22 protein-coding genes and 1 tRNA gene are annotated in these 24,297 nt (G+C 46.3%); 10 read left to right on the top strand and 13 right to left on the bottom strand.

The genetic code is table 11. The features are described 5' to 3' along the window. Positions 1–17: 17 nt before the first annotated feature. Together B5D42_RS14870 and B5D42_RS14865 are read left to right on the top strand one after the other, a co-directional pair. Positions 18–815, top strand: coding sequence for a WG repeat-containing protein (locus tag B5D42_RS14870; RefSeq protein WP_176113030.1), 798 nt, complete (start codon positions 18–20; stop codon positions 813–815). Next, complete coding sequence (locus B5D42_RS14865; protein WP_078832314.1) at positions 812–1,399, top strand: hypothetical protein; 588 nt, start codon at positions 812–814, stop codon at positions 1,397–1,399. Before B5D42_RS14870 ends, B5D42_RS14865 begins: the two co-directional genes overlap by 4 nt. A 504-nt stretch (positions 1,400–1,903) precedes the next feature. Here B5D42_RS14865 and B5D42_RS14860 read toward each other — a convergent pair. The 5 genes from B5D42_RS14860 to B5D42_RS14840 form a co-directional block, all read right to left on the bottom strand. Then, the gene (locus B5D42_RS14860; protein WP_078832386.1) at positions 1,904–2,389 is read right to left on the bottom strand and encodes an SRPBCC family protein; all 486 of its coding nucleotides are present in this window, start codon (positions 2,387–2,389) and stop codon (positions 1,904–1,906) included. Between the two features lie 10 nt (positions 2,390–2,399). Then, positions 2,400–2,705, bottom strand: coding sequence for an ArsR/SmtB family transcription factor (locus B5D42_RS14855; RefSeq protein ID WP_078832313.1), 306 nt, complete (start codon positions 2,703–2,705; stop codon positions 2,400–2,402). Positions 2,706–2,799: 94 nt separating this feature from the next. Continuing rightward, positions 2,800–3,762: a YeiH family protein gene (locus B5D42_RS14850; protein WP_078832312.1), complete on the bottom strand. Its 963-nt coding sequence runs from the start codon at positions 3,760–3,762 to the stop codon at positions 2,800–2,802. A gap of 84 nt (positions 3,763–3,846) precedes the next feature. Beyond that, entirely contained in the window at positions 3,847–4,734 is an 888-nt protein-coding gene (locus B5D42_RS14845; RefSeq protein WP_078832311.1) for a LysR family transcriptional regulator, read from the bottom strand. Positions 4,735–4,833: 99 nt separating this feature from the next. After that, on the bottom strand, positions 4,834–5,907 hold the full coding sequence (locus tag B5D42_RS14840) for a hypothetical protein (protein WP_078832310.1): 1,074 nt from the start codon (positions 5,905–5,907) through the stop codon (positions 4,834–4,836). Between the two features lie 234 nt (positions 5,908–6,141). On the opposite strand from B5D42_RS14840, the gene B5D42_RS14835 reads away from it, so the two are divergent. Beyond that, positions 6,142–7,401 (top strand): Na+/H+ antiporter, encoded by a 1,260-nt coding sequence (locus B5D42_RS14835; protein ID WP_078832309.1) that lies wholly within the window; start codon positions 6,142–6,144, stop codon positions 7,399–7,401. A gap of 10 nt (positions 7,402–7,411) precedes the next feature. Continuing rightward, positions 7,412–7,771 carry a VOC family protein gene (locus B5D42_RS14830; RefSeq protein WP_245825706.1) on the top strand — a complete coding sequence of 120 codons (360 nt, stop codon included), beginning with the start codon at positions 7,412–7,414 and terminating at the stop codon, positions 7,769–7,771. 3 nt (positions 7,772–7,774) lie between these two features. Here B5D42_RS14830 and B5D42_RS14825 read toward each other — a convergent pair whose 3' ends face one another. Continuing rightward, positions 7,775–9,091, bottom strand: coding sequence for an ATP-binding protein (locus tag B5D42_RS14825; RefSeq protein WP_078832308.1), 1,317 nt, complete (start codon positions 9,089–9,091; stop codon positions 7,775–7,777). Between the two features lie 240 nt (positions 9,092–9,331). Here B5D42_RS14825 and B5D42_RS14820 point away from each other — a divergent pair, with 240 nt between their 5' ends. The 3 genes from B5D42_RS14820 (at position 9,332) to B5D42_RS14810 (ending at position 12,458) form a co-directional block, all read left to right on the top strand. After that, a complete protein-coding gene (locus tag B5D42_RS14820) occupies positions 9,332–10,543 on the top strand; it encodes an MFS transporter (protein ID WP_078832307.1) in 1,212 nt (403 codons plus the stop codon). Positions 10,544–10,655: 112 nt separating this feature from the next. Next, complete coding sequence (locus B5D42_RS14815) at positions 10,656–11,081, top strand: SRPBCC family protein (protein ID WP_078832384.1); 426 nt, start codon at positions 10,656–10,658, stop codon at positions 11,079–11,081. A 348-nt stretch (positions 11,082–11,429) separates the two neighbouring features. After that, complete coding sequence (locus B5D42_RS14810; RefSeq protein WP_176113029.1) at positions 11,430–12,458, top strand: sensor histidine kinase; 1,029 nt, start codon at positions 11,430–11,432, stop codon at positions 12,456–12,458. Positions 12,459–12,494: 36 nt separating this feature from the next. On the opposite strand, the gene B5D42_RS14805 is transcribed toward B5D42_RS14810, so the two are convergent. The 6 genes from B5D42_RS14805 to B5D42_RS14780 form a co-directional block, all read right to left on the bottom strand. Further along, the gene (locus B5D42_RS14805; RefSeq protein WP_176113028.1) at positions 12,495–13,949 is read right to left on the bottom strand and encodes a TlpA family protein disulfide reductase; all 1,455 of its coding nucleotides are present in this window, start codon (positions 13,947–13,949) and stop codon (positions 12,495–12,497) included. A gap of 37 nt (positions 13,950–13,986) precedes the next feature. Next, a complete protein-coding gene (locus tag B5D42_RS14800; protein ID WP_078832304.1) occupies positions 13,987–14,739 on the bottom strand; it encodes a LytR/AlgR family response regulator transcription factor in 753 nt (250 codons plus the stop codon). 1 nt (position 14,740) lies between these two features. Beyond that, entirely contained in the window at positions 14,741–16,483 is a 1,743-nt protein-coding gene (locus B5D42_RS14795) for a sensor histidine kinase (RefSeq protein ID WP_078832303.1), read from the bottom strand. Positions 16,484–16,629: 146 nt separating this feature from the next. Next, positions 16,630–16,827 carry a hypothetical protein gene (locus B5D42_RS14790; protein WP_078832302.1) on the bottom strand — a complete coding sequence of 66 codons (198 nt, stop codon included), beginning with the start codon at positions 16,825–16,827 and terminating at the stop codon, positions 16,630–16,632. Between the two features lie 105 nt (positions 16,828–16,932). After that, complete coding sequence (locus B5D42_RS14785) at positions 16,933–17,427, bottom strand: DUF421 domain-containing protein (protein WP_078832301.1); 495 nt, start codon at positions 17,425–17,427, stop codon at positions 16,933–16,935. A 121-nt stretch (positions 17,428–17,548) separates the two neighbouring features. Further along, positions 17,549–17,827 (bottom strand): DUF6496 domain-containing protein, encoded by a 279-nt coding sequence (locus tag B5D42_RS14780; RefSeq protein ID WP_078832300.1) that lies wholly within the window; start codon positions 17,825–17,827, stop codon positions 17,549–17,551. A 215-nt stretch (positions 17,828–18,042) separates the two neighbouring features. Here B5D42_RS14780 and B5D42_RS14775 point away from each other — a divergent pair. The 3 genes from B5D42_RS14775 (at position 18,043) to B5D42_RS14765 (ending at position 22,343) form a co-directional block, all read left to right on the top strand. Further along, positions 18,043–18,113 (top strand) — tRNA-Cys (locus tag B5D42_RS14775). A gap of 20 nt (positions 18,114–18,133) precedes the next feature. Further along, positions 18,134–19,387: a TlpA disulfide reductase family protein gene (locus B5D42_RS14770; RefSeq protein ID WP_078832299.1), complete on the top strand. Its 1,254-nt coding sequence runs from the start codon at positions 18,134–18,136 to the stop codon at positions 19,385–19,387. Between the two features lie 124 nt (positions 19,388–19,511). Then, positions 19,512–22,343 (top strand): AsmA family protein, encoded by a 2,832-nt coding sequence (locus B5D42_RS14765; protein WP_078832298.1) that lies wholly within the window; start codon positions 19,512–19,514, stop codon positions 22,341–22,343. Between the two features lie 16 nt (positions 22,344–22,359). Here the strand turns inward: B5D42_RS14765 and B5D42_RS14760 are convergent, their stop codons facing one another. After that, positions 22,360–24,231, bottom strand: a complete 1,872-nt coding sequence (locus B5D42_RS14760; protein ID WP_078832297.1) for an ATP-binding protein — start codon at positions 24,229–24,231, stop codon at positions 22,360–22,362. Positions 24,232–24,297: the final 66 nt, after the last annotated feature.

Genomic DNA, 24,297 nt, shown 5'->3' with positions numbered 1-24,297 from the left:
TCGTCTGTATATGGTTTATGCAGCAGCCGGCTGCACAGCAGACTTTTTCGGTGGGCAATAAATGGGGACTGAAGAATGCAGGGGGAAAGGTTATCGTCAAACCTTTTTACGATGCAATTTATTTTCCGTTCAGCGAAGGATTGGTGGCGGTATCACTGAACAGAAAACAGGGTTATATGAATAAAGCCGGTGTGGTAACGATTCCTTTAAAGTATACCGAAGCACAGGGTTTCTCACAAGGATTGGCCCCGGTGAACATCGATGCCGATTATGAAAATGATATCCCGGGTAAGTGGGGCTTTATAGACCGTACGGGAAAAACTGTGATTCCTTTTGTATATGATTATGCACTTGGATTCTCGGAAAACCTGGCAGCGGTAAGGCTGGGAGAGAAGTGGGGCTATATCAACCGCAAAAACGAAATAATGATCCCTTTTGGTTTTGATGATGCACAGCATTTTTCATGCGGACTGGCGCCGGTACTGTTGCCACCTGCAGAAGGTTCTCTTGCAGGAGAATGGGTGTACATCAATACACAGGGAAAAACAATGATCAGGAATGGCTATGATGAAGCAAAACCGTTCAGGGAAGGAGTTGCCATAGTAGTGAAAAATGACAACTGGGGATTGATAGACAGCACCGGCAAAGAAATATTGCCGTTGAAATATACTTATATCGAAGACATGATGAATGGCATTGCCTATGCATTCGATGGGATGAATGATTACCTGGTATCGCGTTCCGGACTTGTAAAAAAGATCACCGAACCTGAGGCTGAAAAACGGAAACAGCGTAAAAGCAGGAATAGACCATGAAAAAACAAACGCTCGCTGAAAGTCTCGGCAGGTTAAGCCAGACATTGGAGAAAGAAGGATTTGCAGGATTGGGCGGATTACAGCCAGGTAAAAGTTACCTGCTGTTCGATGCAAGGGAAAAACGACCGGTTCTGCGCTGGCTGGCCTGGATTTCGGCTGTTCCGCCACTGGTTACCTTATTACTTGTTACAAGAGTGAGCGAAGTGCAGCTGCTGCTGGATTTCGGACAACTCTGGGCCGGGCGTTTATTCCAGGCCGCACTTGTTATTGTATCCGGCGTGTTCATTTATGTGCTGCATTGGCTCAGTGGCAAATATGTACTGCAGATCAGGTATGCTCCCGATAAGATATTTGTAATTTCATGCTGGTCACTTTATGGCGCAACACGTATGTATCACTGGCAGGCAGGCACTTTTTCATCTGGTGTGAAATCGCGTGTGGGTATTACCAGACTGCCTGGCAAACCTCTCGTGAATGCGCCTTATTTTGTATGGCGGACAGACGGGAAAAAGTTCGTTATAGATTGCCAGGCCAGTTTCCCGCATGGTGAGGATCTTTTAATGGAAGCGATCGGTATTGAATAATTATAGTGTTGATCTCAGGTGTCCGGAAGCTATTTCGATTCTCTAAGCCACTTCAAATTCATTGACCTTGTCTTCTCTCGCTGATGTCTCCCGAAGGGGACTCAGCGCAGCACGCACTTGAGATTTCTAAAGCTGTATATAGATTTTAACCTTCAGACAGTGCAGGCGCTCAGGCCGCTGGGCCTCGTCTTTACGCCAGCGCTGCTTTGGCCTCTACCAAACTGTGCTGCGCATCATTTTGGTTGCCTTCGCTTCGCTGGGCACCGAAGCCAAAGAGGCGCCTCTGCAAAGACTGGTTTGGTTCTTTTGGTGAATGGTTAATCGCACCGATTTTACACTGCCTGTGCTGACATCTCCCGAAGGGACTCAGCGCGGCACGTACTTGCGATTTCTAAAGCTGATAGATTTATAAATTCTTCCGAACACCTGTGGCGTGTGGATGAGGTATTAAAAAGGAGCACGGTGATGTGCTCCTTCGGTATTGACTGATTCGATAACAGCTTTTTACAGTAACTCGTCTAGGTTGCCAAGCGCCATGGTAAAGCCTGCTTCGAAACCCATTTCAACGATCTTTTTCAGGTCTTCTTCGCTGTTAAAAGTGATGGAAATATCTACGATTGTTGTATCTGTTTCAGTGGGCAGGAAGTTCACTATCCAGTTCATATCCGGGAATGACGGATCGGGATTGCCATCCTCATCGCAGAACATGTTTTTCACGGTGAATGATTTACCCGTAACAATGGATTGGAAATCTACACGACACCAGTGACGTTCACCTTCAGGACCAACCATACAGTAAAGCCAGGTGCCGCCATTACTGAAATCCATACGTTTGGTTTCTGCACGCCACGGGCGTGGCGCCCACCATTTTTCCAGTAACTCGCTTTCGGTCCAGGCTTTCCATACTTTTTCTACCGGTGCGCTGAACGGTCGCGACACATGAAGCTTTTTGCCGCTGATGTCTTTTGTGATCGCTGTGTTGTTTGTCATGATTGTATGTTTAAAGATCATTTAATAACGAGTCGAGCTGGTCGAAACGATCGGCCCACAAAAGCCTGAACCGCTCCAGCCATATGTCTATTTCTTTCATTTTTTGCGGATTAAAGTGGTAGTAAATTTCCCTGCCGGTTTGTTGCTGTCTTACAACCCCGCATTCTGAGAGCACTTTGATATGTTTCGAAACCGCCTGCCTGCTGGTATCGAAATGCGTTGCCAGGGCATTTGGAGTCATGGCCTGTAATGCAAGCAGACTAAGAATTGCGCGTCGCGTTGGATCTGCTACAGCCTGGAAAACATCTCTTTTCATAAATTGCAACTGATTGGTTGCAAATATAGGTGCAACTATTCGGTTGCGCAAAATTATTTTTACTGACCTCCGGGAATGGACCAGAGGAGAGAAGCTATAAAGTGAAAGTCAGTACAGCCCAAAGTCCTGCAAGTGAGATAATCAGCCAGAGCAGAATGCCTTGCAGGACAGGCTTTAATCCTACAGCAGCCAATACCTGTTTGGAAAGCCCGGAACCGATCAGGAATAAGGTTACCGTTAAACCTGCTTTTGAAACCGCTACGAGTTGTGTATTGATTTTTCCTATAACCGGAACATAGGTATTTACCAGAATGGCAAGGATAAAGAGGCCAATGAAATAAGGCAGTCTTATCGTTGTTGTTCCGGAACGGAAAATACGTGAACTGATCAGCGCAACAGGGATGATCCAGAGAGCCCTTGTCAGTTTAACCGTGGTAGCGATCTGCAAAGCTTCTGCGCCATACCGGGTGGCTGCGCCAACCACAGAACTTGTATCCTGTATGGCAATGGCGCTCCATATGCCGAACTGTGACTGCGATAAATGCAATAAATGACCCGCTACAGGGAAGAGAAAAAGCGCGAGTGAGTTCAGTATGAATATAGTGCCCAGTGCAATACTGATCTGTTTTTCTTCAGCCCTGATCACTGGTGAGATTGCTGCAATGGCACTGCCTCCGCAAATCGCTGTTCCGGCTGAGATCAGATAAGAAGTTTTTTTGTCGATTTTCAAGAGTCGCCCTGAAAGATAACCGGCCAGTAACGTAATTACAATTGAAGACACCGTGAACAGTAAGCCGCTTTTTCCTGCCTGTAAAGCGGTGTTTACATTCATGCCAAATCCTAATCCTACTACAGAAAACTGCAACAGAATACGCGTGAGCTTGTGATTCAGCTGCAGGAACGGATGGCCGATGACACTGGTTGTAAGAATGCCCAGGAATAATGCAACAGGTGGTGAAACGAGCGGCATCAGGCAAATGATCAGAATAAAAACAAGCGCTCTTAACGTTATTTTTCTGTCCAGGATATTTTTCCTTCCGGCTGGTAAACCATTCATTGCATCGCTGTTTGGTAAGATGCAAATTTGATCACGATTACCCGTGAACGATCATCACATTTTCCGATCCTCCATAACTTTTAATTATGGTAGAGCCGATATATGATCTAAGAATAGTTCCTGGAGCTTGTGCATATCACCCTGGTTCACGATGCCAAAGAACGACCGCTCAAATTCGAGTCCTTTGATGTCGATTATCCTGAGCTCATTGTCACGCAGCTCTTTAAAGATGGAGTGTATGGAAAGAAATGCAAAACTGTCTGAATGGAGCAGATAAGATTTAATACTTTCCGTGCTTTGCAGTTCTATTTCTTTTTTCAGCCCGGAAATATTTACGCCATGCTGGCTGAGGATCGATGCAATCACATCAAGCGAACCGGAACCGGATTCCCTGAGGATCAGTGGTAAATTTTTAAGCTCTTCGATACTGATAAGAGGTTTTCTGATCAGTTGATTGCTTGTCCTGGTACATAAAACGATCTCATCTTTGGTAATAGGGTTGTATTTGATGTTCTGCCGCTTCGATTGTCCTTCAACTATCCCCAGGTCTATCTGGTTTTCGGTTAACATGTTTTCTATTGCCTCTGTATTGTTCGATACCATTGATACCTGTATATCCGGGTATTTCTGTCTGAAAGATGCAATGTATTTCGGGAGATAGTATTGCGCAACGGTAGTGCTTGCCCCGATCTTTAATGTACCTTTTGAATTGTTTTCATGCGCCGCCATTTCTATATCGATCCTGCGATGCAGCTCCATCAGCTTTTCGGTATTCTTAAGAAGATGTGCTCCTGTTTTTGTAAGCCTGATCCTGCTTCCGTTACGGTGGAACAATTTTGTAGCATAATACGTCTCCAGCTCCTGTATATGTTTGCTCACAGCCGGCTGGGATATATAGAGTTCTGCCGCTGCCTTTGTGAAATTCAGCCGTTTCGCTACCACATAAAAAACCTTTAACCTGAAATCGAACATGGATCGGGAGATTCGTTACTGCGAATGTAAGATTATGCATCGACAAGACGGAGCAATCCGGGTTACAGGCGGCAACGGATCTGTGAGCTGCATTACCAATCAATCTTCGTGGATGTCAAGCAGAACATGTGTTTCGTCAACCTGGTCAGACAATTCTTCCACTGCATCTTTACCCTCTATAAATCTTACAAGATCGCCGTCCTGGCGCATAAAAGTATTAAACTCGCTGAGCATCTTTTGATATTCGCCGCGTGGATCGCGCCGGATATTATCCGTAACGGGCCTTTCCGGTGCTGATATTTTGAAATCGTCCGGGTACTCTGCCCGTGATTTGTATTTTTCTGCGCCCATTCTTGCAGAAAGGCTGTTTTCTTCTTCAAATTCACCCGGCAGCATGATCGCTTTACCGGAAAGCCCCAGTGAATCCATGGTTCTTTTTGTTCCGCCAACCTGCTGTTCCTGGATAGCCAGCGGAAGCGCTTCTACCTTGGGCGGACTCGGAAAACATTTCAACGCGGATAATATGCCGAATGTTAATCCTGTAAAACCACTTCCGTGATAACGTTTTTTCAGATATTCCTGTAAATGACGCTGGGTAGCAACCAGTGACCTGCCCGATTGTACAAAGTCGATCAGGAGAATGGATTTCCCTTCAACGATCTCCTCATTGCTCATAACGAAACGGTCGAAATGATCTGAAAGCCTTTCTTTCTGATCTGCATTCAATTCCGCGCCGTTGACCACGCCTTTTTCAGCCCTGCTCATACTTGACGAACGATGATCGAATTTACTGAGTGGCATATTTGTTGCGCTGACCATCGGATTCCGCGTTACCGTGCCATAACTCTGCAGGAATGCAATAACGGGTGTAGGACTTTTGCCAAGTCCCAGGTAATGATACTTATCCGGCGGATACTGTTCCATGATCTGTAATGCGACCTGTTTCACCTGGTCATATTCGCCCTGGCTGATGTCTTCTCGCTGAACAACCGGCTCTGCCTGCAATTGCACTGTTGGGCGGGTAAGTTGCTGTTGCCCTGCCACAGCAGGTTTTTCACGCACGGCTGCATGTGGTTGCAATACAGGCACGGCCGGCCTGGAATTACCTTTGCCTGTTTCTGTGGCTGAGATCCCGGTACCTGTTCTTCCGCTTCGCTGATAAGAAGGTCGCATACATGCCTGAAGATGATGATATGATGAAAATAACTAAAATAAATGGCAACGGCAAGTGCATGCGATCAACCGTATTGCAGCGCACTGCGCCACAGCCTCTGCAAAGATCCTGTAGCCGTCTTTTTTAACGGCCTGTCATAAATACGTTTTATTTTTATTACAAGTTTCGTAGTCTGCCTGGTACGTATAAAGTTACGAGAATGAAAGGCGTACCGGATTTAATCATTAGCATCTATGGAGAATTACAGCGTTGTTATTTTTATCCTGTTTGTAATGATCGCTTTATCGGCGCTGGCCGACCGCATCAGGCTGCCTTATCCCGTTCTGCTTATTGTGGCCGGCATCGCTGTTGGTTTTATGCCTTCCATGCCGGTGATTGAACTGAATCCGGAAGTAGTGTTCCTGATCTTCCTGCCGCCATTATTGTATGATGCTGCATTTAATATTTCCTTCAGGGATTTTAAAACAAACATCAATACCATCGGCACACTCGCTATCGGGCTTGTATTTCTTACTACGGTGGCTATTGCAGTGATCAGTCATTTCCTCATTGATGGCATGAGCTGGCCGCTTTCTTTTGTATTGGGAGCTATTCTCTCTGCCACAGATGCTGTTGCTGCGATCGGGATCACAAAAGGGCTGGGGCTGTCACACAAAACAACTACCATTCTCGAAGGCGAAAGCCTGGTAAACGATGCTTCAGCACTGGTGGCTTACCGTTTTGCCGTTGCGGCAGTTACAGGTACGGCTTTTATTGTGTGGAAGGCTTCGCTCATTTTTCTCCTGCTGCTCGGCGGTGGCTACCTGGTGGGTATGGTGATGGCAAAGATCCTTGCATTTATCCTGAAACGTGTACATGGCAATACGATGGTTACCATCAGTTTTATGCTCATCATGCCTTTTGTTACGTACCTGCTGGCCGAACACCTGCATGTATCGGGTGTAATTGCTGTAGTTGTACTGGGGCTGGGTATTTCCCGCTTCAGTAGATCGGTTTTCCCCGAGCATCTCAAACACCAGTCAAAAACCATCTGGGATACCATTCTTTTCCTTTTGAACGGACTCATATTTGTGCTCATCGGCCTCGAATTTCCCTATGTACTGAAGAGCATCGATAAAGACCTGGTATTACCCTATATCGGCTATGCATTTCTCATTACTGTTGCAGCACTGGTAGTAAGAATGGCGCGGGTATTTCTTCAGAGGGCAAATCTGCAGCGGGCTTTTCAGCAGCAGCGTAAAAGAAAAGTACCGGAGGAATCGCTGCTCGATTTTCAGAACAGCCTTATCATCAGCTGGTCGGGCATGCGTGGTATCGTTTCACTTGCGATTGCGATCGGTTTGCCGGCAACGCTGGAAGACGGAACTCCTTTCCCGCAACGGAATACAATTATATTTATCTCGGTAGCGGTTGTGCTTTTTACGTTAATAGGACAGGGGCTTACCTTGCCATGGATCGTAAAAAAAATGAAAACCGGTACTGCTAACAAATAAAACAAGTGAAATGAATAACATCCAATTTTTAGCGCTTCAGCCCTTTATTCCATCGGGCAGCGATTTTGAAAAGGCAAAAGCATTTTTTACAGAATTAGGGTTTACTGTAAACTGGTCAGACGGAAGTTATGCAGGACTTGAAAAAGACAGCTGCAGGTTTATACTTCAAAAATATGATCAGCCGCAGTTCGCAGAGAATCTGATGCTCACCATTGCCGTAAACGATGTGGCTGCTTTCAGAGATGAAGTGCTTGCCAGGGAATTGCCTGAAAAATATGGTATACGCATCGGAGGTATACAAAGTCAGCCTTATGGTAAAGAGGTAAACCTGATCGATCCCGCCGGCGTATGCTGGCACTTTGTTGAATGATGGTTACTGCTTTTTCCTGCGGACGGAAAAATAAAAAGTAGTTCCCCTGCCTTCTTCACTGGTAAGCCAGATGTTGCCGCCAAGCGCTTTGGCAAATTCTTTTGAGAGCATTAATCCAAGCCCCGTACCTTTTTCGCCTTTGGTGCCGAAAGAAACATCAATGCCGGCCGTGTTCAGCTGTTTCTGCCGTTCCGGTGAAATGCCGATGCCTTCATCGCGCACAGCGAAAACATAAACATCATTTTCCTCCGTCATGTCTACATGGATGGTTCCGCCCGGGTGACTGAATTTTACGGCATTGGAAAGCAGGTTGCGTATAATGATGTCGAAGTGATGGCGGTCTGCAAAAAGCGGAACAGTAGCTGGCAGTTTGTCTTCCACATATAATTGTTTTTCTGTCAGCTGTCCGCTCAATACCTGTATATTATTCTCAACCACTTCACGTGCATCAAAGAGAACGGGAGTGTTCGTAATACCGCGGAGCTGGCTGTTGGCCCAATCCAGCAGCGCTTGCAGTGTGTTGGCGAAAGCGGTGCTTTGTTTCCCGAGTTGTTCGAGCAGTTGTTGCTGTTCACCGGCAGGTAATACACCTGCTTCTATCAGCTCCAGGCTTTGTGCAATATTAGCTGCAGGCCCCCGGAGATCGTGTGCGAGAATGGAAAACAGTTTGTCTTTTACAAGATTCGATTGCTGCAGTGCCGTGTTCAGCTTTTTGATCTTGCGGAAATAAACGGCAAGTACAATTGCCACGATGGCTACGGTACTTAACCCTGCCAGCAGTAGCCAGCGTTCCATTTGTCGTTTGTCTTCAGCCTGTATCCGGGCGATCTCATGTTTTTTATTGAGTGTGAAGAGGCTGTCGAGCAGCCGGTGATGCTCTTCCAGCGCATGTAAGGCTTCTGTATAATTTTCCTGCTGACGATATACTTCTGCCATGGCAAGGTATATGTCGGACTGCAGCTGTTTGTGGTTGATCTCTTTGGCAATGTTCATCGCAGCGTTGAGGTGTTCAAGGCTTTTACCAGCGTCTTCCGTTTTCAGGATCCTTGCTATATGTACCAGAGATCTTGCTTCATGTTCGGGCAGGCGTGCTTTTTTGGAATGCTGCAATGCCTGTTTATGATATTGCAGTGCTTTGCCACGATCACCGCCGGCCAGCAACTGATGTGCGGTATCCGTTAGTTTTTCAACATGCTCTTTAATGGTGTCCGTCTGGGTAACCGGTGGCGGCTGTTGCGCACATGCTGTTAAACAGGAGGAAACAGCTATAAAAATACTCAGTATCCTGGCAGGTATGGCTTTTTTTACCTTGGCGTGCATCGATAAGATTTGTATTAAAAGTAGGTACTAAAAATCATGCCTGCAAGCCTTATTGTACAGGTAACGGTATGAGCGGGAGGTCTTAGTCAAGGGTATGGAGTTCTTTCAGCACCTGCAGTGTAATATCTTTCCTGCATTGCCCGAAATTGGGATTGTTTACAAAGCAGGGGAGCTATTGCGATAATTTGGCTATGTTTGCAATCATCAGATGATATGATGTTATTGTAAAAGACCGGGACGATGAATAATAATACTGCAGGAAAAACAGGCGGTGTGCCTGAAAAACAGATCGTATACAAGGTATTGTTCGCGATCAGCTTTACGCATTTTCTGAACGACCTGATCCAGTCTGCCATTCCTTCCCTGTACCCGGTATTAAAGACGGAGTTTAATCTTTCCTTTGCACAGATCGGGGTGATTACGCTTGCATCCCAACTCACGGCTTCCATCCTGCAGCCCTTTGTGGGAATTTATACAGATAAAAAAACGACTCCGCGGTCACTGGCCATCGGGATGACGCTTTCTCTTACGGGATTACTCCTGCTGGCATTTGCGCATTATTATTCGATGATCCTGGTTGCAGTCAGCCTGGTTGGGATGGGCTCTTCCATTTTTCACCCTGAAGCTTCACGCGTGGCACAGCTCGCTTCCGGCGGAAGAAAGGGGCTGGCGCAATCTATCTTCCAGGTTGGCGGAAATGCAGGCAGTGCTGTAGGGCCGTTACTGGTTGCACTGATCGTATTACCGCTGGGACAGCAATATGTAAGTGTTTTTGCATTTGCCGCTTTTATCGGGATCATCATTCTTTACCGCATCGGCACCTGGTATGGAGCAAGGGCTCTTGAAAGGAAGGCGGCTCCGCAAACCAGGGAAACTGTTGGCATAACGCTGCCGCGTAAAAAGATTATTTTTTCAATCGTGATCCTGCTGGTGCTGGTTTTTTCCAAATATGTATACCTGGCATCCATGACCAATTATTTCACGTTTTTCCTGATCGATAAATTCCATGTGTCCGTAAAAGATTCCCAGTTATACCTGTTCCTGTTCCTCGCAGCCGTGGCCGTAGGAACGATACTGGGTGGCGGGCTGGGAGACAGGTACGGAAGAAAAAAGATCATCTGGATCTCTATCCTCGGCGCATCCCCGTTCACAATATCGTTACCTTATCTGCCACTTGGCTGGACCATCGTATTTGCTGTGATAACAGGTCTCATCATTGCATCGGCCTTTTCAGCGATACTGGTATTTGCAACAGACCTGATGCCAGGTAAACTGGGGTTGGTTGCCGGGCTGTTCTTCGGGTTTTCTTTCGGTATGGCAGGTATCGGATCGGCTGTATTGGGGGCACTGGCAGATCATACCAGTATTGAATTCGTATTCAGGATTTGCGCTTATCTGCCACTGATAGGTATAATCACTGGCTTTTTACCTGGCAATAAGCTGCATAAATAGATTTAGAGCATAACAGTTATTGAGCGGAATCATACCTGTGAATGTCGCAATTACCCCGCAGGTAATTGCAGGAGGGCTGCTATTTTTGTATGACAATAATAATGCAAATCATATGGAAAACTCAGGCAGAACACAGATCACAGTAACCACTACAGTAAATGCTCCGGTAGAAAAAGTATGGCGTTGCTGGAATGAGCCGGAACATATCACCAAATGGTGCCAGGCATCACCAGACTGGCACGCACCGGCGGCCAGCAATGACCTCCGTACCGGTGGAAATTTCACTACAACCATGGCGGCAAAGGACGGCAGTTTCAGTTTCGATTTCGGCGGAGTATATACCGACGTACAGGAACACCGTCTGATTGCTTACACAATGGGAGACGGACGCATGGCAACGGTTTCTTTTTCGGCCAATGGAGATACTACCGATATCGTAGAAACCTTCGAAGCAGAAAGCACCAACCCTGAAGAAATGCAGAAAGCAGGCTGGCAGGCGATACTGGACAGTTTTAAACATTATACGGAAGCAGTATAAGTTGCTGATAAATTAAAGCGGATTTATCCGCTTTAATTTATAAAACGCTACAGGGAAAGCAAGGTTAATATTTCCGGGTTTTCGTCTTTTCTTTTTTTCGCTTATCGCCAGACGGACTCCTGCTCCTTGATTTGCTGGGACTATTGCTTTCTACAGAAGAGTTGCCTCTTCTTTTTCTGCGATTTTTATCGCTCGCGTAAACATGGTTGCTTACAGTTGCTTTGGTATTGCAAAAGATAATAGATTTTTTTAAAATATATCAAAAGGTGACATGGGGATTTTTCCCGGGACGCATAAACGAGTTGTGTTCTAAGCAGTTATTACGGAATGTTCCATAATTTCGTCATTATGTTGCATACCGCTGAGCCCGAGATTGATTTCTTTTCTTTTTTTGAACTTACCCTTGATCTTGTATGCATTGCAGGAAAAGACGGGTATCTCAAAAAGATCAACCCTGCCGTAACCGCAGTGCTGGGTTATACGGAAGATGAACTGCTGAACAGACCGATCGACTCGTTTATCCACCCCGAAGATCTTGAAGCCACAAGGATCCGCAGAACCGCATTGCTGAAAGGCAAGAACCTGGTAAATTTTGAGAACAGGTATTTCACTAAAACAGGTGAAGTGGTATGGTTATCCTGGACTTCCATATTTATTCCATCCAAGGAAGTTGTTTTTGCCATTGCAAAAGATATAACGGAGCGTAAAAAAGCCGATGAACTGATCGAAGAGAAATACAGGCGCTTCAAAAGCATGGCTACTCATTTTAAAAGCAGTATCGAAGAAGACCGGAAATATCTCGCTGCCGAACTGCACGAAGAACTGGCGCAGCTTGCAGCTGTTATTAAAATGGATATGATCTGGCTGCACAATCACCTGCCCGATCAGCCTGCGGTTGTCGGCAACAGGATCACACATGCAACAGGAGTTGCCGATCTGCTGATCAATACTATAAGACGCATTTCATTTTCCATCAGTCCCGGCAGACTCAGTGATCTGGGGCTGGCCGCGGCCTTAAAATGGCAGTGTGATGAATTCAGTCTTTTGAACAGCATTCCATGTGTATTTGAAAATAATTGCGAAGAATCATTGCTCTCAGAAGAGATCCGCATCGATTTTTTCCGGATCTGCCAGGAAGCACTGCTCAATATCATGTATCACGCACAGGCGAAAACAGTAACAGTAAAACTCGAAGATCACCAGCATTATATAATGTTGTCTATTCAGGATGACGGGATCGGTTTTGATCCGGATAAACTAACGCATCATCCGGGTATCACCAGCATGACAGAAAGAACCGAGTCGATCAATGGCAGGCTGGTGATAAAAAGTGCTCCCGGCGCTGGTACGATGCTGATGATTTTTGTTAATAAATAGTTTGCATGATCCTGTTGGTTGTTTTCGGGGGCAATTTTATCGCTCCGCCAATAGTTTCCCTATCGCTGCTGTAAGTGCTTTTTCTTCAGATGGTCGCGGCGCGGTATTCGTCCTTATTTTTCCTTTTTTATCAACCAGCATATAGGTGGGAAATCCTTTTACGCCGTATAGGCTCATGAATAATTTGGTTGCATCTTCGTCGAGAAATAATTGTTCGCCCTTGATTTTTTCTTTTTGAAGCAATGCCAGCCACTTGCTTTTTTCCGATTGCAGGCACAGGTTTACAAAAACAACATTTTTGTTCCGGAAGCTTTCCTGTATCCCCGGCATGTAGGTCATTTCGTTCAGGCAGGGTACGCACCATGTAGCATAGACATCGAGATACAAAACTTTGCCGGGATATTTCTTGGTCAGGTAGGCAAAAATATCGCCTTCGGGGAGTGCTTCAGGCAAAGCATTCTTTCCTGACCTGCTTACCCCGGTAATAGGAGCCGATGGAAAAACCGGGTAATTGACCTGCTTCACAAATGAACGCATGTAAGCTGCCGCTACGGGGTTGGTGAAATAGTGATCTGTATTGCCAAGGGAGTCGAGTGCTGCCGCATTGCTGCGTAGCTGGCTGGTGAGGTAACTGAATAACATATAATCCCTGTTGATACCGGCGGGCTCCTTTTGTATCAGGCTGATGCCGGCTTCCAGCGCCTCTCTTGCTCTTCCTGCATTTGCCAGTTTAAGAATGCCTGAATCATTCCTGACAAGCTGGTAAGCGTAAGCGGAAAGATGATAAGGGAACATCATAGAGCTGAAACCTGCAGTATCATACATTTTGAAAAATGGTGCGGCAAACAATTGCTGTCTTTCCTTACGTTCTTCAGTACTCACGTTTTTTATGCCTGCATAATCAGAGATCCAGTTCGATAACAGGTAACGGATATCACCCTCGGCCCAGCGTTCAATAACAGGATCGAGCGGATGTAGTGCGGTGTACTTTTTCAATTCCTGCATATACCTGTCGTAATCCATTTCAACAGCTGTGAGCATATGTTGCGGTGAAAGCGCGTAGTCGTACTTTTTGTAAGGCAGCTTGCTTGCAAAGTGATACCAGTCGTTCAGCTGTTTGCTCAATGCTGCATGTTCACCCTGGAAGCTGACCCATTCAAAATCCCGTTTGTCAAGTAAAGATGCGTCTATTGTAAGGTGTATTGAATCGCCGGGCTTTACATAAAGGTTTATAAATGTACCGTTATACTGTACAGTCATGTTCTGTGTAAAGAGCATGGCTTCCCTGAGACAAAGCTGGTTCTGCCTATCGAAAACTGCACTTTGCGAATTGGGCTGGAACGGGTTCAGGAAATTCATACGGATTGCCTTCGGCGTTGCTGCCGTTGCGTTGATCAGCGTTACGGCAACCGTTACCGTAGCATTGTTTTTTTGTGCAATGCCGGTCTGCAGGATCAGTACAGACAATAAAAGGACATACATGTTTTTCATGTTCATTTTTTTAAGGGATAAAAAATGCAGTGATTGGTTAAAGCATGGCCAGCGCTTTCTTTACGTTGTCGAGATTAGGTCTTGATATAGGAACACGGCTGCCGTTATCAAGCAGCAATATCCCGCCATCTTCTTTCAGCAGACTCTTGATGTACCTGGTATTGACAAGGTGAGACTGGTGCGTTCTGATAAAATTATAGGGTGACAATAACTCTGTAAATTCTTTCAGTGTTTTACAGACAAGAACAGATTCGCCGGTAGTGAGAAAGAACCAGGTATAATTATCGGAAGCTTCACAGCGCAGGATCTGGTTCAGCGGAGCGTAACGCGTTTCCTGGGCGGTAGGCAATGCAATCCTGGGTGGTTCTTTCCCGGTTGTCCTCAGGTATTCCAGCAGGTTTGAGATATTCCCGTTTGCCTGTTTACTGCGTAGTTTCTCTCTTGCTTTTTCAACGGCAAGTTGCAGTTCATTAACATCGATAGGTTTCAGCAGGTAATCCAAGGCTGAGAATTTTATGGCCTGGATGCCGTACTGGTCAAATGCAGTTACAAAAATCACTTCAAAACAAACCGGTTCCAGTGCTTTCAGCAGATCAAAACCTGTTTTTTCAGGCATCTGTATATCAAGGAATACGAGGTCAGGGTTCACAGTTCCGATCAGTTTTACACCATCGGCTACATTCTGCGCATATCCTTTCAGCTGCATACCCGGACACCAGTTTTTAAGCAGGTTTTCCAGGTTTTCGATATTGTTCTTTTCATCATCGATGATCACATAACTGATATCCATATCAGAACCGGTTTTTAAGCATGATTGTAATAAGTGTTTTTCCCTGTTCGGAGAAAATATCCAGCAGCACAGGTTTGTCTTTGCAGATACTGTTGAGCAGATGGATCCGCTCTTCGCTCAGTTTCAATCCGAAAGAACCTGCCGACCTGCAGCCGGGCTGAAAACCCTTGCCGTTATCCTGTACGGTAAGGACAAGGTCCTGTGCCGACTGACTGATATGTACAGTAATAATCCCGTTTTCCTGCAGACCTGCAATGCCATGTTTAACAGCATTCTCGATAAATGGCTGCAGCAGCATCGATGGGATCAGGATACTTTCCTGGTCAATTGAATGACCCACGGAGATATGATATCGGAAACCGAAACGTAGCTGTTCCATTTCAAGGTAATCCGAAATGATCTGAACCTCCTCTGCCAGGCTGATCGTTTCCTGTTCACTTGTATTCAGCACCCGTCTTGTGAGCCTGGCAAACGTGGTAAGGAAATGATTCGCATTACGCAGATCCTGTTTGTTCACCAGGTTTTGTATGGATGCGAGTGCATTAAACATAAAATGGGGGTTGAGCTGCGCACGTATGCTCTTCAGCCGGAGCTGTACCACCGAACGCTGCTGGTCTGCTTTCCTGATCTGCAGGAGCGTGTACCTTCTCCATATGACAACCCCTGCCGATGCAAGCAGAATCAGCAGACCGGCATAAAGCAGTAACCGTTTCAATGATATGAAAGCACCGGAAGCCGGGGCAAGAACTTCGAAAGCCAGCTTAAATACATCACTATTGTTCCAGTCGGGATATTTCTGCTGCCGTATAACCAGTACTTCATAATGACCAGCCTTGCCGAAATAACTGTTGCTGATATTGATGGCGCCATACTGGTCTATAAAACCGATACGGCTGGTGTCCCGTTGCCCGTTTGTCTGGCTGGCGAGATATGCAGTGTAAACAACTGTTTCGGGCTTGTTGAATTGCAGCAATAAACTCCGGATGCTATCTCCCGGAAACCTGAAATCAAGCGGGATCCCGGTCTGCCGGTCGAATCTGGTTGCATAACCGCGGTTCAGCTGCGGGTAAGCAAGATTGAAATAACTGTGCACCGATTGTACGGTGATCTGTTTCAGCACGGGCATGAAATTGCTGCGCCAGTCGAAGATGATTCCGTCGCGGGAATTGTAATCATTCTTTCGCATCACTTCAACCATAAGTCTTTTGCCGGGCCGGCTGTAAGTGCCGAGATTGCCATACGGTTCTTTTGCACCGTACTGCTGTTCCATATCGGAAACCGGTTGCCATGGAATCAGTTCAAGACTGTCGTTTTCCACCACACGGTAGATATAATCATGATAATTACGTTTGTTGATGCCTAATGCGATAAGGGTGGCGCAGGAACTGTCGGAGATAACAAAACTCGGGTATACTTTGGATACCGATTGTACCCAGGCGGCATAATAATGGGTGAGGGCAGGGTTGAGCTTTACGCCCAGGATCATTTCGGATTTGGGCCTGGTGGCAGCAAGATTGCCGCTGCCATCCTCCCTGAAACGGTCGAAGATCCGGTAAACAGCTGTGTCGCTTACCGTAATATAAACAGGCTCACGTACCATTGCATCCTTCAACGTGGTCATCACATCGAACATGAACACATGGCCGAAACTGTCCTGCTGCGCTGCAAGCTTTGCGGCCGGCAATACGGAAAGTAATAACAGCACTACCCGGGAAAGCCTTTTATGTATTGTTTGCCTGTTCATTTGATACAGCAAACTTGGCGGATAATTGCGGTTTAACCAACAGCTATTGAGAATCCGGTAGTTCCCGCAGAGTAATAAACCTGTCCGGGGCAGAAACAACAACGGGGATCAGTAATTGATCCCCGTTATAAATAAGGACACAAAAGCTATTTTCCCCCGCGGCTGCCTGTGGAATGCTGCTGTGAATTGTTGCCGGAAGAGGATTTGTTGCCGCGTTGCGTATCAGAATGGCCAGACTGCCCCTGTCCGCTGTTGCCGCGTCCTGAATCATTTCCTGATGAAGTTCTGCTTTTTCCTGTTGAGGCAGTGGTATCATCCTGCCTTTTGTTTTGTTGTGTTTTCATGATAATAGATTTTTCACCTGGGTAAAAAAACTATTCCTGAATAAAATGGACTGGTTGAGCAGTTAATGCCACCGCTGTTGCTGAAAAGCTGCTACAGCAAGCAACCTATTGCGTTTTCTTCGTGATCACACTGATTTGCCCATTGCGTTCCAGATGAATAGCGTCCACTTCATCAAGCGAATCCTTACCGGTTTGAAGCCTGACACTTTCCAACATATCTTTCGGACTGATCAGTTGTTTTTTCATATTCCCTTTCTGCCGGCGGCCGTTTTTATACAGACAATATGCTTTACCCTTCACTATCGCGCCTATCCATTCACTGTACATGCTTAACCATGCAAGCAAACGATGTATCAGGGTGATGATCAAACAGGCTGTTACCACAGGTAAGACGGGAGATACACCTACCACTGCACGGCTAAGAATAGCTCCGAGCATAATAATCACGACATTATCAAAAGCAGACCCTTTACCAAAAGTCCGCTGACCGGCCATACGTATCAGCAGCAACGCCACAAAAAAACTGACAGCAGCCCTGCAACCCATTTGTAAAGTATTCAGATCTTTACCTTCACCGAAAAGAAAAAGGATCGTTTCCATAGATAATCGTTTAATCAGCGGCAGTAGTTTGCTGTGGATTTGCTTCCACACGGAATATTAAAAAGCCGGAATGTCTGCAGACACCCGGCTATGAAAAATAATCATTCGTTAAGACCGGCTGTCAGGAAGAGCGCCTGCTTCCTTTTTTTGCGGCTGTCTTTTTAGAAGCTGTTTTTTTTGCTGCAGCTTTCTTCGGAGCCGATTTTTTTGCAGCTGTCTTTTTAGCCGGCGCTTTCGGAACTTTTTTTCCTTCAGCTCTTGCTTCTGAAAGACCGATAGCGATGGCCTGTTTACGGCTTGTTACTTTTTTGCCGGTACTGCCGCTTTTCAGGGTTCCGTGTTTGCGCTCGTGCATGACTTTTTCAACCTTGTCCTGCGCGCCTTTTGAATACTTAGCCATAACATAAAATTTAAAGGTTAGTAATGTTTTATGGGCAAAAAAGTTGTGCCATGCCTTTGCTGGCGGGCTTCCTGTACTGATTTTCCGTAAACCAATACTGCTGATCCGATAAAAAATAGGTATTAAAAACGCAAAGAAGACAATCCTTTACTATATTTGTCTACTAAAATGATAGACTATTGATTCCCGGGTAATACCAGAGAAGCAAAACTTATAGCCGTGTGGCCGAGTGGCGAGGTCGAGGTCTGCAAAACCTTATACGATGGTTCGAGTCCATCCGCGGCGTCAACTTATAACCGATTTGTTATGAAATTTGTGCGACAACCTTTTCTCCTGTTCATTTCCGTTATGGCGCTGTTTGCCTCTGGCAGCAAAGCCGGTGTGTATGATCCGTCAACACTAAGTACTGTGCTGCCCGGTAAATGGAGGGGTGTTTTTCATTTGCGTCCGGGTGTGGAAGTGCCTTTTAATTTTGAGATCAGGCCTTCCGGTAAAGCGCTCGAAGTTTACCTTGTTAATGGTGATGAGAAGTTTGCCACAGGCAACCTGAATATCAGCGGCGATTCTGCATTTATTCCACTTTCATTATTCGATAATGAACTCGCGTTTGCAGTTGACGGTAATCGTTTAACCGGTGTTTTGCGCCGGGTGGATAAACGGGGAAGTGGTACCTTATTTGAAGCTGCCAAAGGCGGTAACTTCCGTTTTATTGAAACAGGTACTTTACCTGTAAAGGATATTTCCGGGCGATATGATGTGGTCTTTCAGCAGGCTGGCGGGAAAGAAGAAAAAGCAGTGGGTATTTTCAGGCAGGAGGGGAATCGTCTGCAGGCTACTTTCCTGCGTGTAACCGGTGATTCCCGTTATCTCGACGGTATGATTGAAGGCCGGGATATTGCGCTCTCTTCTTTTATTGGTTCCGGGCCGGTTTATTACAAGGCAACTGTTCAGGAGGACGGCAGTATCAAAGGGGAGATCGTAACCGCACGCGGAGGTCAGCCTTTCGTTGCTGCTTTAAACGATAAGGCTTCTTTGCCGGATGCTTATACGCTTACACGGCTGAAGAAAGAAACCTCGTCACTGCAGTTCAGTTTTCCTGATGCAAAAGGTGATCTTGTGAGTACGGCCGATCAGCGCTTCGCAGGTAAGGTACTGGTGGTTACCATTGGCGGTACCTGGTGCCCTAACTGTATGGATGAAGCCGCATTTCTTGCTCCCTGGTACGAAAAAAACAGGTCGCGGGGTGTTGAAGTAGTTGCCCTGCAGTATGAACGCGATACAAGCCGCGGGAATGTAAAGAAAGTGTTCGATCGTTTTTCCCGGAGATATAACCTGAAATATCCGCTTTTGCTGGGCGGTGTTGCCGATAAGAAAGCAGTAACAGCATCATTGCCCGCATTGGATAATTTCCTTTCTTTTCCCACCACTCTTTTTATCGACAGGAAAGGGCAGGTGAGAAAGATCCATACCGGTTTCAGCGGCCCCGCAACAGGTGCCGAATACGGGAAATTCATCCATGAATTCAACGATACGGTGAATGAGTTGCTCGCCGAGAAGTAACCTGATAAAGCTTACTGATCGCATTAATGTCCGTGATCGCCGGTAATCCTGGTGTTTTTTGCAGGTTGTGGCTTAATTTTGCATCGTTGTCCGGACATCCGGCAACCTGCACTACAAACTGCTTATGGGAACAGGAAAACGCATTCGGAAGATCGTAGCCAAGACATTAAAGTATACCGGTATCAGCCTTTTGTCCATATTGGCGCTGATGTTCCTGCTTCCTTATCTTTTTCCTTCCTACGTTTCAGACAAGATCAAGCAGTGGGCCAACCAGTCCATCGAGGCAGAACTGAATTTTTCCAAAGCACGCTTATCCTTCTTTAATCATTTTCCTTCACTCACCCTTACCTTATACGATGTTAGCCTCAAAGGCTCTGCACCATTCAGGCAGGATACACTGGTGGCAGGAAAAGAAATTGCACTGGGTGTTAACCTTGCAAGCATTTTCGGTAAAACATTACGCATCGGCGAAATATACCTGACCCAAAGTAAACTCCATATACTGGTTGACGAACAGGGACGACCCAATTACAATATTTATGCGCCGAAACAGGCCGCTGCCAAAGAAAAAAACGCAGATACCTCATCCGCAGCACTGAAGCTGGAACGCATCCAGATCGATGAATGCGAACTGGTATACGACGACAGATCCATTCCCATCAGGATCAATGCCAGCAGGCTCGACTATCTCGGCAAGGGCGATCTGAGTAAAGCTATTTTCGATCTCGCATCCAGGATTAAAATGGAAGGCTTCAGTCTGAGTTATGGCGGACAAAGTTTTCTGGAAAACAAAAACCTCGATGCCAAACTCGTTACACAGATCAATACCAGCTCACTGGCGCTGATCTTCCAGGAGAATAACCTCCGGATCAACCAGCTGCCGGTTCAGTTCAAGGGCAGCTTTGATTTCCTGAAAGACGGTTACCGGATGAACTTCTCCCTCACATCGCCGTCAACGGAATTTAAAAATCTTTTCACCGCTTTGCCGCCAGCCGCGGTAACCTGGCTCGACAGAACCACCGTAAAAGGAGAAGTGACAATGGCCGCTGAACTGAAAGGCGATTATGTAGCATCGAAAAATATGGCTCCGGATCTCGCTTTCTCCATGAATGTAAAAAACGGTTCAGTTGCTGCGAAAAACATGGCTGAACCGGTTGAGGATATCCAGGTTAATTTTCACTTTGCCATGCCACAGCTGAATATGGAACAAATGACTGTGAAGATCGATACCCTGCATGCGAAAATGGGAGCGGATGAGATCAGCGCTGCGATAGAAGAGAAAGGGATGTCGAAACCGTTTATCAATGGAAATATCAATGCGCATCTTGATCTCGGTAAGTGGTACGAGACTTTGTCGCTCGACAGTACGATGCTGATTAAAGGCCTGTTTGCAGTGAAAGGAAATTTCAACGGTACTTACGATAAGAAGGCCAGGCAGTTCCCGGTATCCAATGTATCGATGGAGTTGAAAGACGGTTATATAAAAACAGGCTATTACCCGGTACCGCTAACTGATCTGCATGTGAGTGCCGATGTGTTCAATACAAAAGGAACAACAAGCGACCTGCGCGTGAATATCAAACCCGTAACATTGAAGTTCGACGGGCAGGACTTTACACTTGCCAGTAAACTGGAGAATTTTGATAACCTGTCTTACAATATCCGGTCAAAGGGCGTACTTGATCTGGGCAAGCTCTACAGGCTTTTTGCGGTAGAAGGGTATGACCTGAAAGGAAAAATAGAAACGGATCTCAGTCTTCAGGGCACGCAGGCCGATGCAATAGCAAAAAGGTATAACAAACTCCATAACAAAGGAACGCTTGTATTGCATGAGATCAGGTTGCGGTCTAATTCATTCCCCAAGCCATTCCTGGTACGGTCGGGTGCTTTCCATATCAAAGACGACAAGCTGGTGGCTGATAAGCTCCTCATGCGTTATGGCAATACCAATGTAACATTGAATGGCTATGTGAATAATATCATCAATTATGCATTGCAGGATGGCGCGGTATTGCAGGGCAGATGGAATATGTATACACCGGATCTCTACGTGGATGAACTGATGGCCTTTGCATCAGCAGATTCTGTGGCACAGGTACAGAAAACGCCGCCGCCAGCCTCAGGAGTGGTGATGATTCCGGCGAACCTGGACATGCAGTTCAATGTAAATGCAGGCAGGATCAGTTATAACGGTCTCCGCCTTGATAACTGCGAATCGGTAACAACGGTAAAGAACGGAAAACTGACCATCAGTAAAGCTGCATTCAGGCTGATAGATGTGCCGGTTAACATGACGGCATCTTATGCAAGTATCAATGAAAAACGGGCGGCATTCGATTATCATATCACCGCTGATGAATTCGACATACAGAAAGCATACAAAGAGATCAGGTTGTTCCGGGAGATGGCCACTGCGGCCGGTAAGGCTTCAGGAACCGTTGCGCTCGATTACCGGTTAAGCGGGATGCTGAATGATAATATGTACCCGATCTTTTCATCGCTGAAAGGAGGCGGGGTGCTGTCGCTGAAGAAGATCAAAGTGTATGGACTGAAATTGTTCTCGGCCATCAGTAATACTACCGGCAGGGACAAGATCAATAACCCTGATCTTTCAAAGGTTGATATCAAAACAAAAATTGCCCGCAATATCATTACCATCGAACGGTTCAAGCTCCGTGTGGCAGGTTTCCGGCCGAGATTTGAAGGCCAGGCAAGCTTCGATGGCAGGCTTAATCTCCAAGCAAGACTCGGGTTACCGCCGTTCGGCATTTTTGGTATTCCGCTGAGTGTAACGGGCACGCAGGAGAAACCGGTAGTGAAGATCAGGCGCGGACGGGCATCGGATCAATTGAAAGAAACCGATGAAGATGCAGACGATGACGACAAAAAAGAAGCCGCCGATGCCGCGCTCCTGGAAGAGCAGAAAAAAGCTGCGGAGAAACCAAAGCAGCAATAGTTTAGGGCAGTTATGTCTACTGTGTTTTGCCGTGTAATGGCAATTCAAGCCAGAATATAGTTCCGCCATCTTCAGGGGTTTCGTACCAGATGCGCCCTCCATGAGCTTCCATGATCTGTTTTGAGATGGCCAGTCCGAGTCCGAATGGTTGTTCACCGGCAGTTCCGTGCCGCCGCGCTTTTGTAAACATGTCGAAAATCTGACTGCTCAGTTCCGGAGGGATACCTATACCGTGATCACGCACCGATATGACTGCATGTTCGTTCTGTTTTTGCAGGGTAATGGTAATAGTACTGTTTTCAGGACTGAACTTGATTGCATTGCCTATCAGGTTACTGATTACCCGCCAGAGTTTTTCCTGGTTGGCCGGTACAATGAGCGCCATGCTTTGCAGTGTCAGCTGCTGCTTTTTACCGGAAGCTTTGCTTTTTAACAGGTCAACGCAATAATGCAGCAACCGGTCAAGATCTATATGCTGAATAACCATATCTGCGGTATGTGTATTGACTTGCAGTAGATCATTGACGAGTGCAAGTGAGTTATTGCCGGACGTAAGGATGAGCTCAAGCATCTCACGCTCATCATCCGCAGGTTCATTTTCCAGCATCAGGGAAACTGCGGAAGTAATGGCGCTAATAGGGTTACGAAGGTCGTGTGCCACGATCTGCATCATACGCGTATTGTCGGCCTGGCTTTGCTCCAATGCGCCAAGTGTCTGCCGCATCTGCTGGTTTTGTTCTACAATGCGGGCATTCAGCTTCCGGGTCTTCAATAATGAACGTCTTATGAGTAATATGGCAATGAGTGCGATCAGGCACAAAATAGTAATCAGCAGGAGCAGGGTAGCCTGGTAATCGGATTTGATAGATAATGTTTTAAGCTGCTGATCTTTGACCACATAATCAAGATAATCAATGCCGGATGCATTGTCGAGTTTTTCCTGCTCATCGTTGAGTGCGATCAGTTGCTGACCATAGAGCGCCGCTTTTTGTCCGTTTTTGCCTGATGCAGATAATTCGAACAGTTTTCTGGTCATTATCCTGCTGTAGATCAGGTAGCCGTTACTGAGGGCAAGATCGAGTCCGCGCCGGTAATAGGCTTCAGCTTTTGCTGGCGCTGTTGTTGCGAGCCTGTCACCCATATCGATCAGCATGTCCATGCTTACATAAAAAAGCCCTTTTCTGTGTGCACGGTCTATCGAACTATCCAGTAATGCGAAACCGGCAGCCTGCTGCCCATGATCCAGCAGATCGTCGGCAACCAGCTGGTCAATGGCGATCATAGTCCGCTCATCCTGATAGCGGCTTGCGATATCCCGGGCTTTTTTAATCGCGTTTCTGGCCTGCAACCTGTTAAAACGCTGCGGGTATTGAAGCAGGAAATTATAAATCACGAGGGCTGTAATGGAATCCTTTTGCAGATGCCGTCCATTTTCCAGTGCTGCCTCGAAACGTTGAACAGCACGTTCATCTTTGCCGATCTCCTTATAGACCATGGCAATATTCATCAGTGTCTGCACAATATTGGCTGTATCTTTCAGCTTCCTGTAAATATCATTGGCTTCATCATAATATTTGAGCGCCAGCTGAAGATTTCCTTTGATATCGTATACAATACCCAGATTGTTGAGCGCATCGGCTTTCCCCTTTTCATACCTGAGCCTGTCGGCTGCCGCCCTTGCACGTATGGTATAAACAAAAGTTGTATCAATGCTTTTTTCATAGGAAAGCATAGCAATGCGGTTCAGCGCATCAATGTAGCGCAGACTGTCATTGAAGTGGTTTAAAGAACGGGTGAGGGTTGTTGCCTCATCTGACTGAGCGTTGGCAAAAGACAGAACCAGGACGAACAACATTGTCAGCGAACTCCGGATCAGTAGATGTTTCATCAGTTCATAGCTTGGTCCATATTAAGATATGATTATTTCCGGTAATTCGTGAATGTCAGACTTCCG

It is taken from the genome of Sediminibacterium ginsengisoli (assembly GCF_900167075.1).
GTDB lineage: Bacteria > Bacteroidota > Bacteroidia > Chitinophagales > Chitinophagaceae > Sediminibacterium > Sediminibacterium ginsengisoli.
This window is presented reverse-complemented; position numbering and strand designations above follow the sequence as displayed.

What these genes read in the sequence shown, in the direction of transcription:
- B5D42_RS14870 (WP_176113030.1), top strand. Translation starts at nt 18, where the DNA reads ATGCAGCAGCCGGCTGCACAGCAGACTTTTTCGGTGGGCAATAAATGG.
- B5D42_RS14865 (WP_078832314.1), top strand. Translation starts at nt 812, where the DNA reads ATGAAAAAACAAACGCTCGCTGAAAGTCTCGGCAGGTTAAGCCAGACA.
- B5D42_RS14860 (WP_078832386.1), bottom strand. Translation starts at nt 2,389, where the DNA reads ATGACAAACAACACAGCGATCACAAAAGACATCAGCGGCAAAAAGCTT.
- B5D42_RS14855 (WP_078832313.1), bottom strand. Translation starts at nt 2,705, where the DNA reads ATGAAAAGAGATGTTTTCCAGGCTGTAGCAGATCCAACGCGACGCGCA.
- B5D42_RS14850 (WP_078832312.1), bottom strand. Translation starts at nt 3,762, where the DNA reads ATGAATGGTTTACCAGCCGGAAGGAAAAATATCCTGGACAGAAAAATA.
- B5D42_RS14845 (WP_078832311.1), bottom strand. Translation starts at nt 4,734, where the DNA reads ATGTTCGATTTCAGGTTAAAGGTTTTTTATGTGGTAGCGAAACGGCTG.
- B5D42_RS14840 (WP_078832310.1), bottom strand. Translation starts at nt 5,907, where the DNA reads ATGCGACCTTCTTATCAGCGAAGCGGAAGAACAGGTACCGGGATCTCA.
- B5D42_RS14835 (WP_078832309.1), top strand. Translation starts at nt 6,142, where the DNA reads ATGGAGAATTACAGCGTTGTTATTTTTATCCTGTTTGTAATGATCGCT.
- B5D42_RS14830 (WP_245825706.1), top strand. Translation starts at nt 7,412, where the DNA reads ATGAATAACATCCAATTTTTAGCGCTTCAGCCCTTTATTCCATCGGGC.
- B5D42_RS14825 (WP_078832308.1), bottom strand. Translation starts at nt 9,091, where the DNA reads ATGCACGCCAAGGTAAAAAAAGCCATACCTGCCAGGATACTGAGTATT.
- B5D42_RS14820 (WP_078832307.1), top strand. Translation starts at nt 9,332, where the DNA reads ATGAATAATAATACTGCAGGAAAAACAGGCGGTGTGCCTGAAAAACAG.
- B5D42_RS14815 (WP_078832384.1), top strand. Translation starts at nt 10,656, where the DNA reads ATGGAAAACTCAGGCAGAACACAGATCACAGTAACCACTACAGTAAAT.
- B5D42_RS14810 (WP_176113029.1), top strand. Translation starts at nt 11,430, where the DNA reads ATGTTGCATACCGCTGAGCCCGAGATTGATTTCTTTTCTTTTTTTGAA.
- B5D42_RS14805 (WP_176113028.1), bottom strand. Translation starts at nt 13,949, where the DNA reads ATGAAAAACATGTATGTCCTTTTATTGTCTGTACTGATCCTGCAGACC.
- B5D42_RS14800 (WP_078832304.1), bottom strand. Translation starts at nt 14,739, where the DNA reads ATGGATATCAGTTATGTGATCATCGATGATGAAAAGAACAATATCGAA.
- B5D42_RS14795 (WP_078832303.1), bottom strand. Translation starts at nt 16,483, where the DNA reads ATGAACAGGCAAACAATACATAAAAGGCTTTCCCGGGTAGTGCTGTTA.
- B5D42_RS14790 (WP_078832302.1), bottom strand. Translation starts at nt 16,827, where the DNA reads ATGAAAACACAACAAAACAAAAGGCAGGATGATACCACTGCCTCAACA.
- B5D42_RS14785 (WP_078832301.1), bottom strand. Translation starts at nt 17,427, where the DNA reads ATGGAAACGATCCTTTTTCTTTTCGGTGAAGGTAAAGATCTGAATACT.
- B5D42_RS14780 (WP_078832300.1), bottom strand. Translation starts at nt 17,827, where the DNA reads ATGGCTAAGTATTCAAAAGGCGCGCAGGACAAGGTTGAAAAAGTCATG.
- B5D42_RS14770 (WP_078832299.1), top strand. Translation starts at nt 18,134, where the DNA reads ATGAAATTTGTGCGACAACCTTTTCTCCTGTTCATTTCCGTTATGGCG.
- B5D42_RS14765 (WP_078832298.1), top strand. Translation starts at nt 19,512, where the DNA reads ATGGGAACAGGAAAACGCATTCGGAAGATCGTAGCCAAGACATTAAAG.
- B5D42_RS14760 (WP_078832297.1), bottom strand. Translation starts at nt 24,231, where the DNA reads ATGAAACATCTACTGATCCGGAGTTCGCTGACAATGTTGTTCGTCCTG.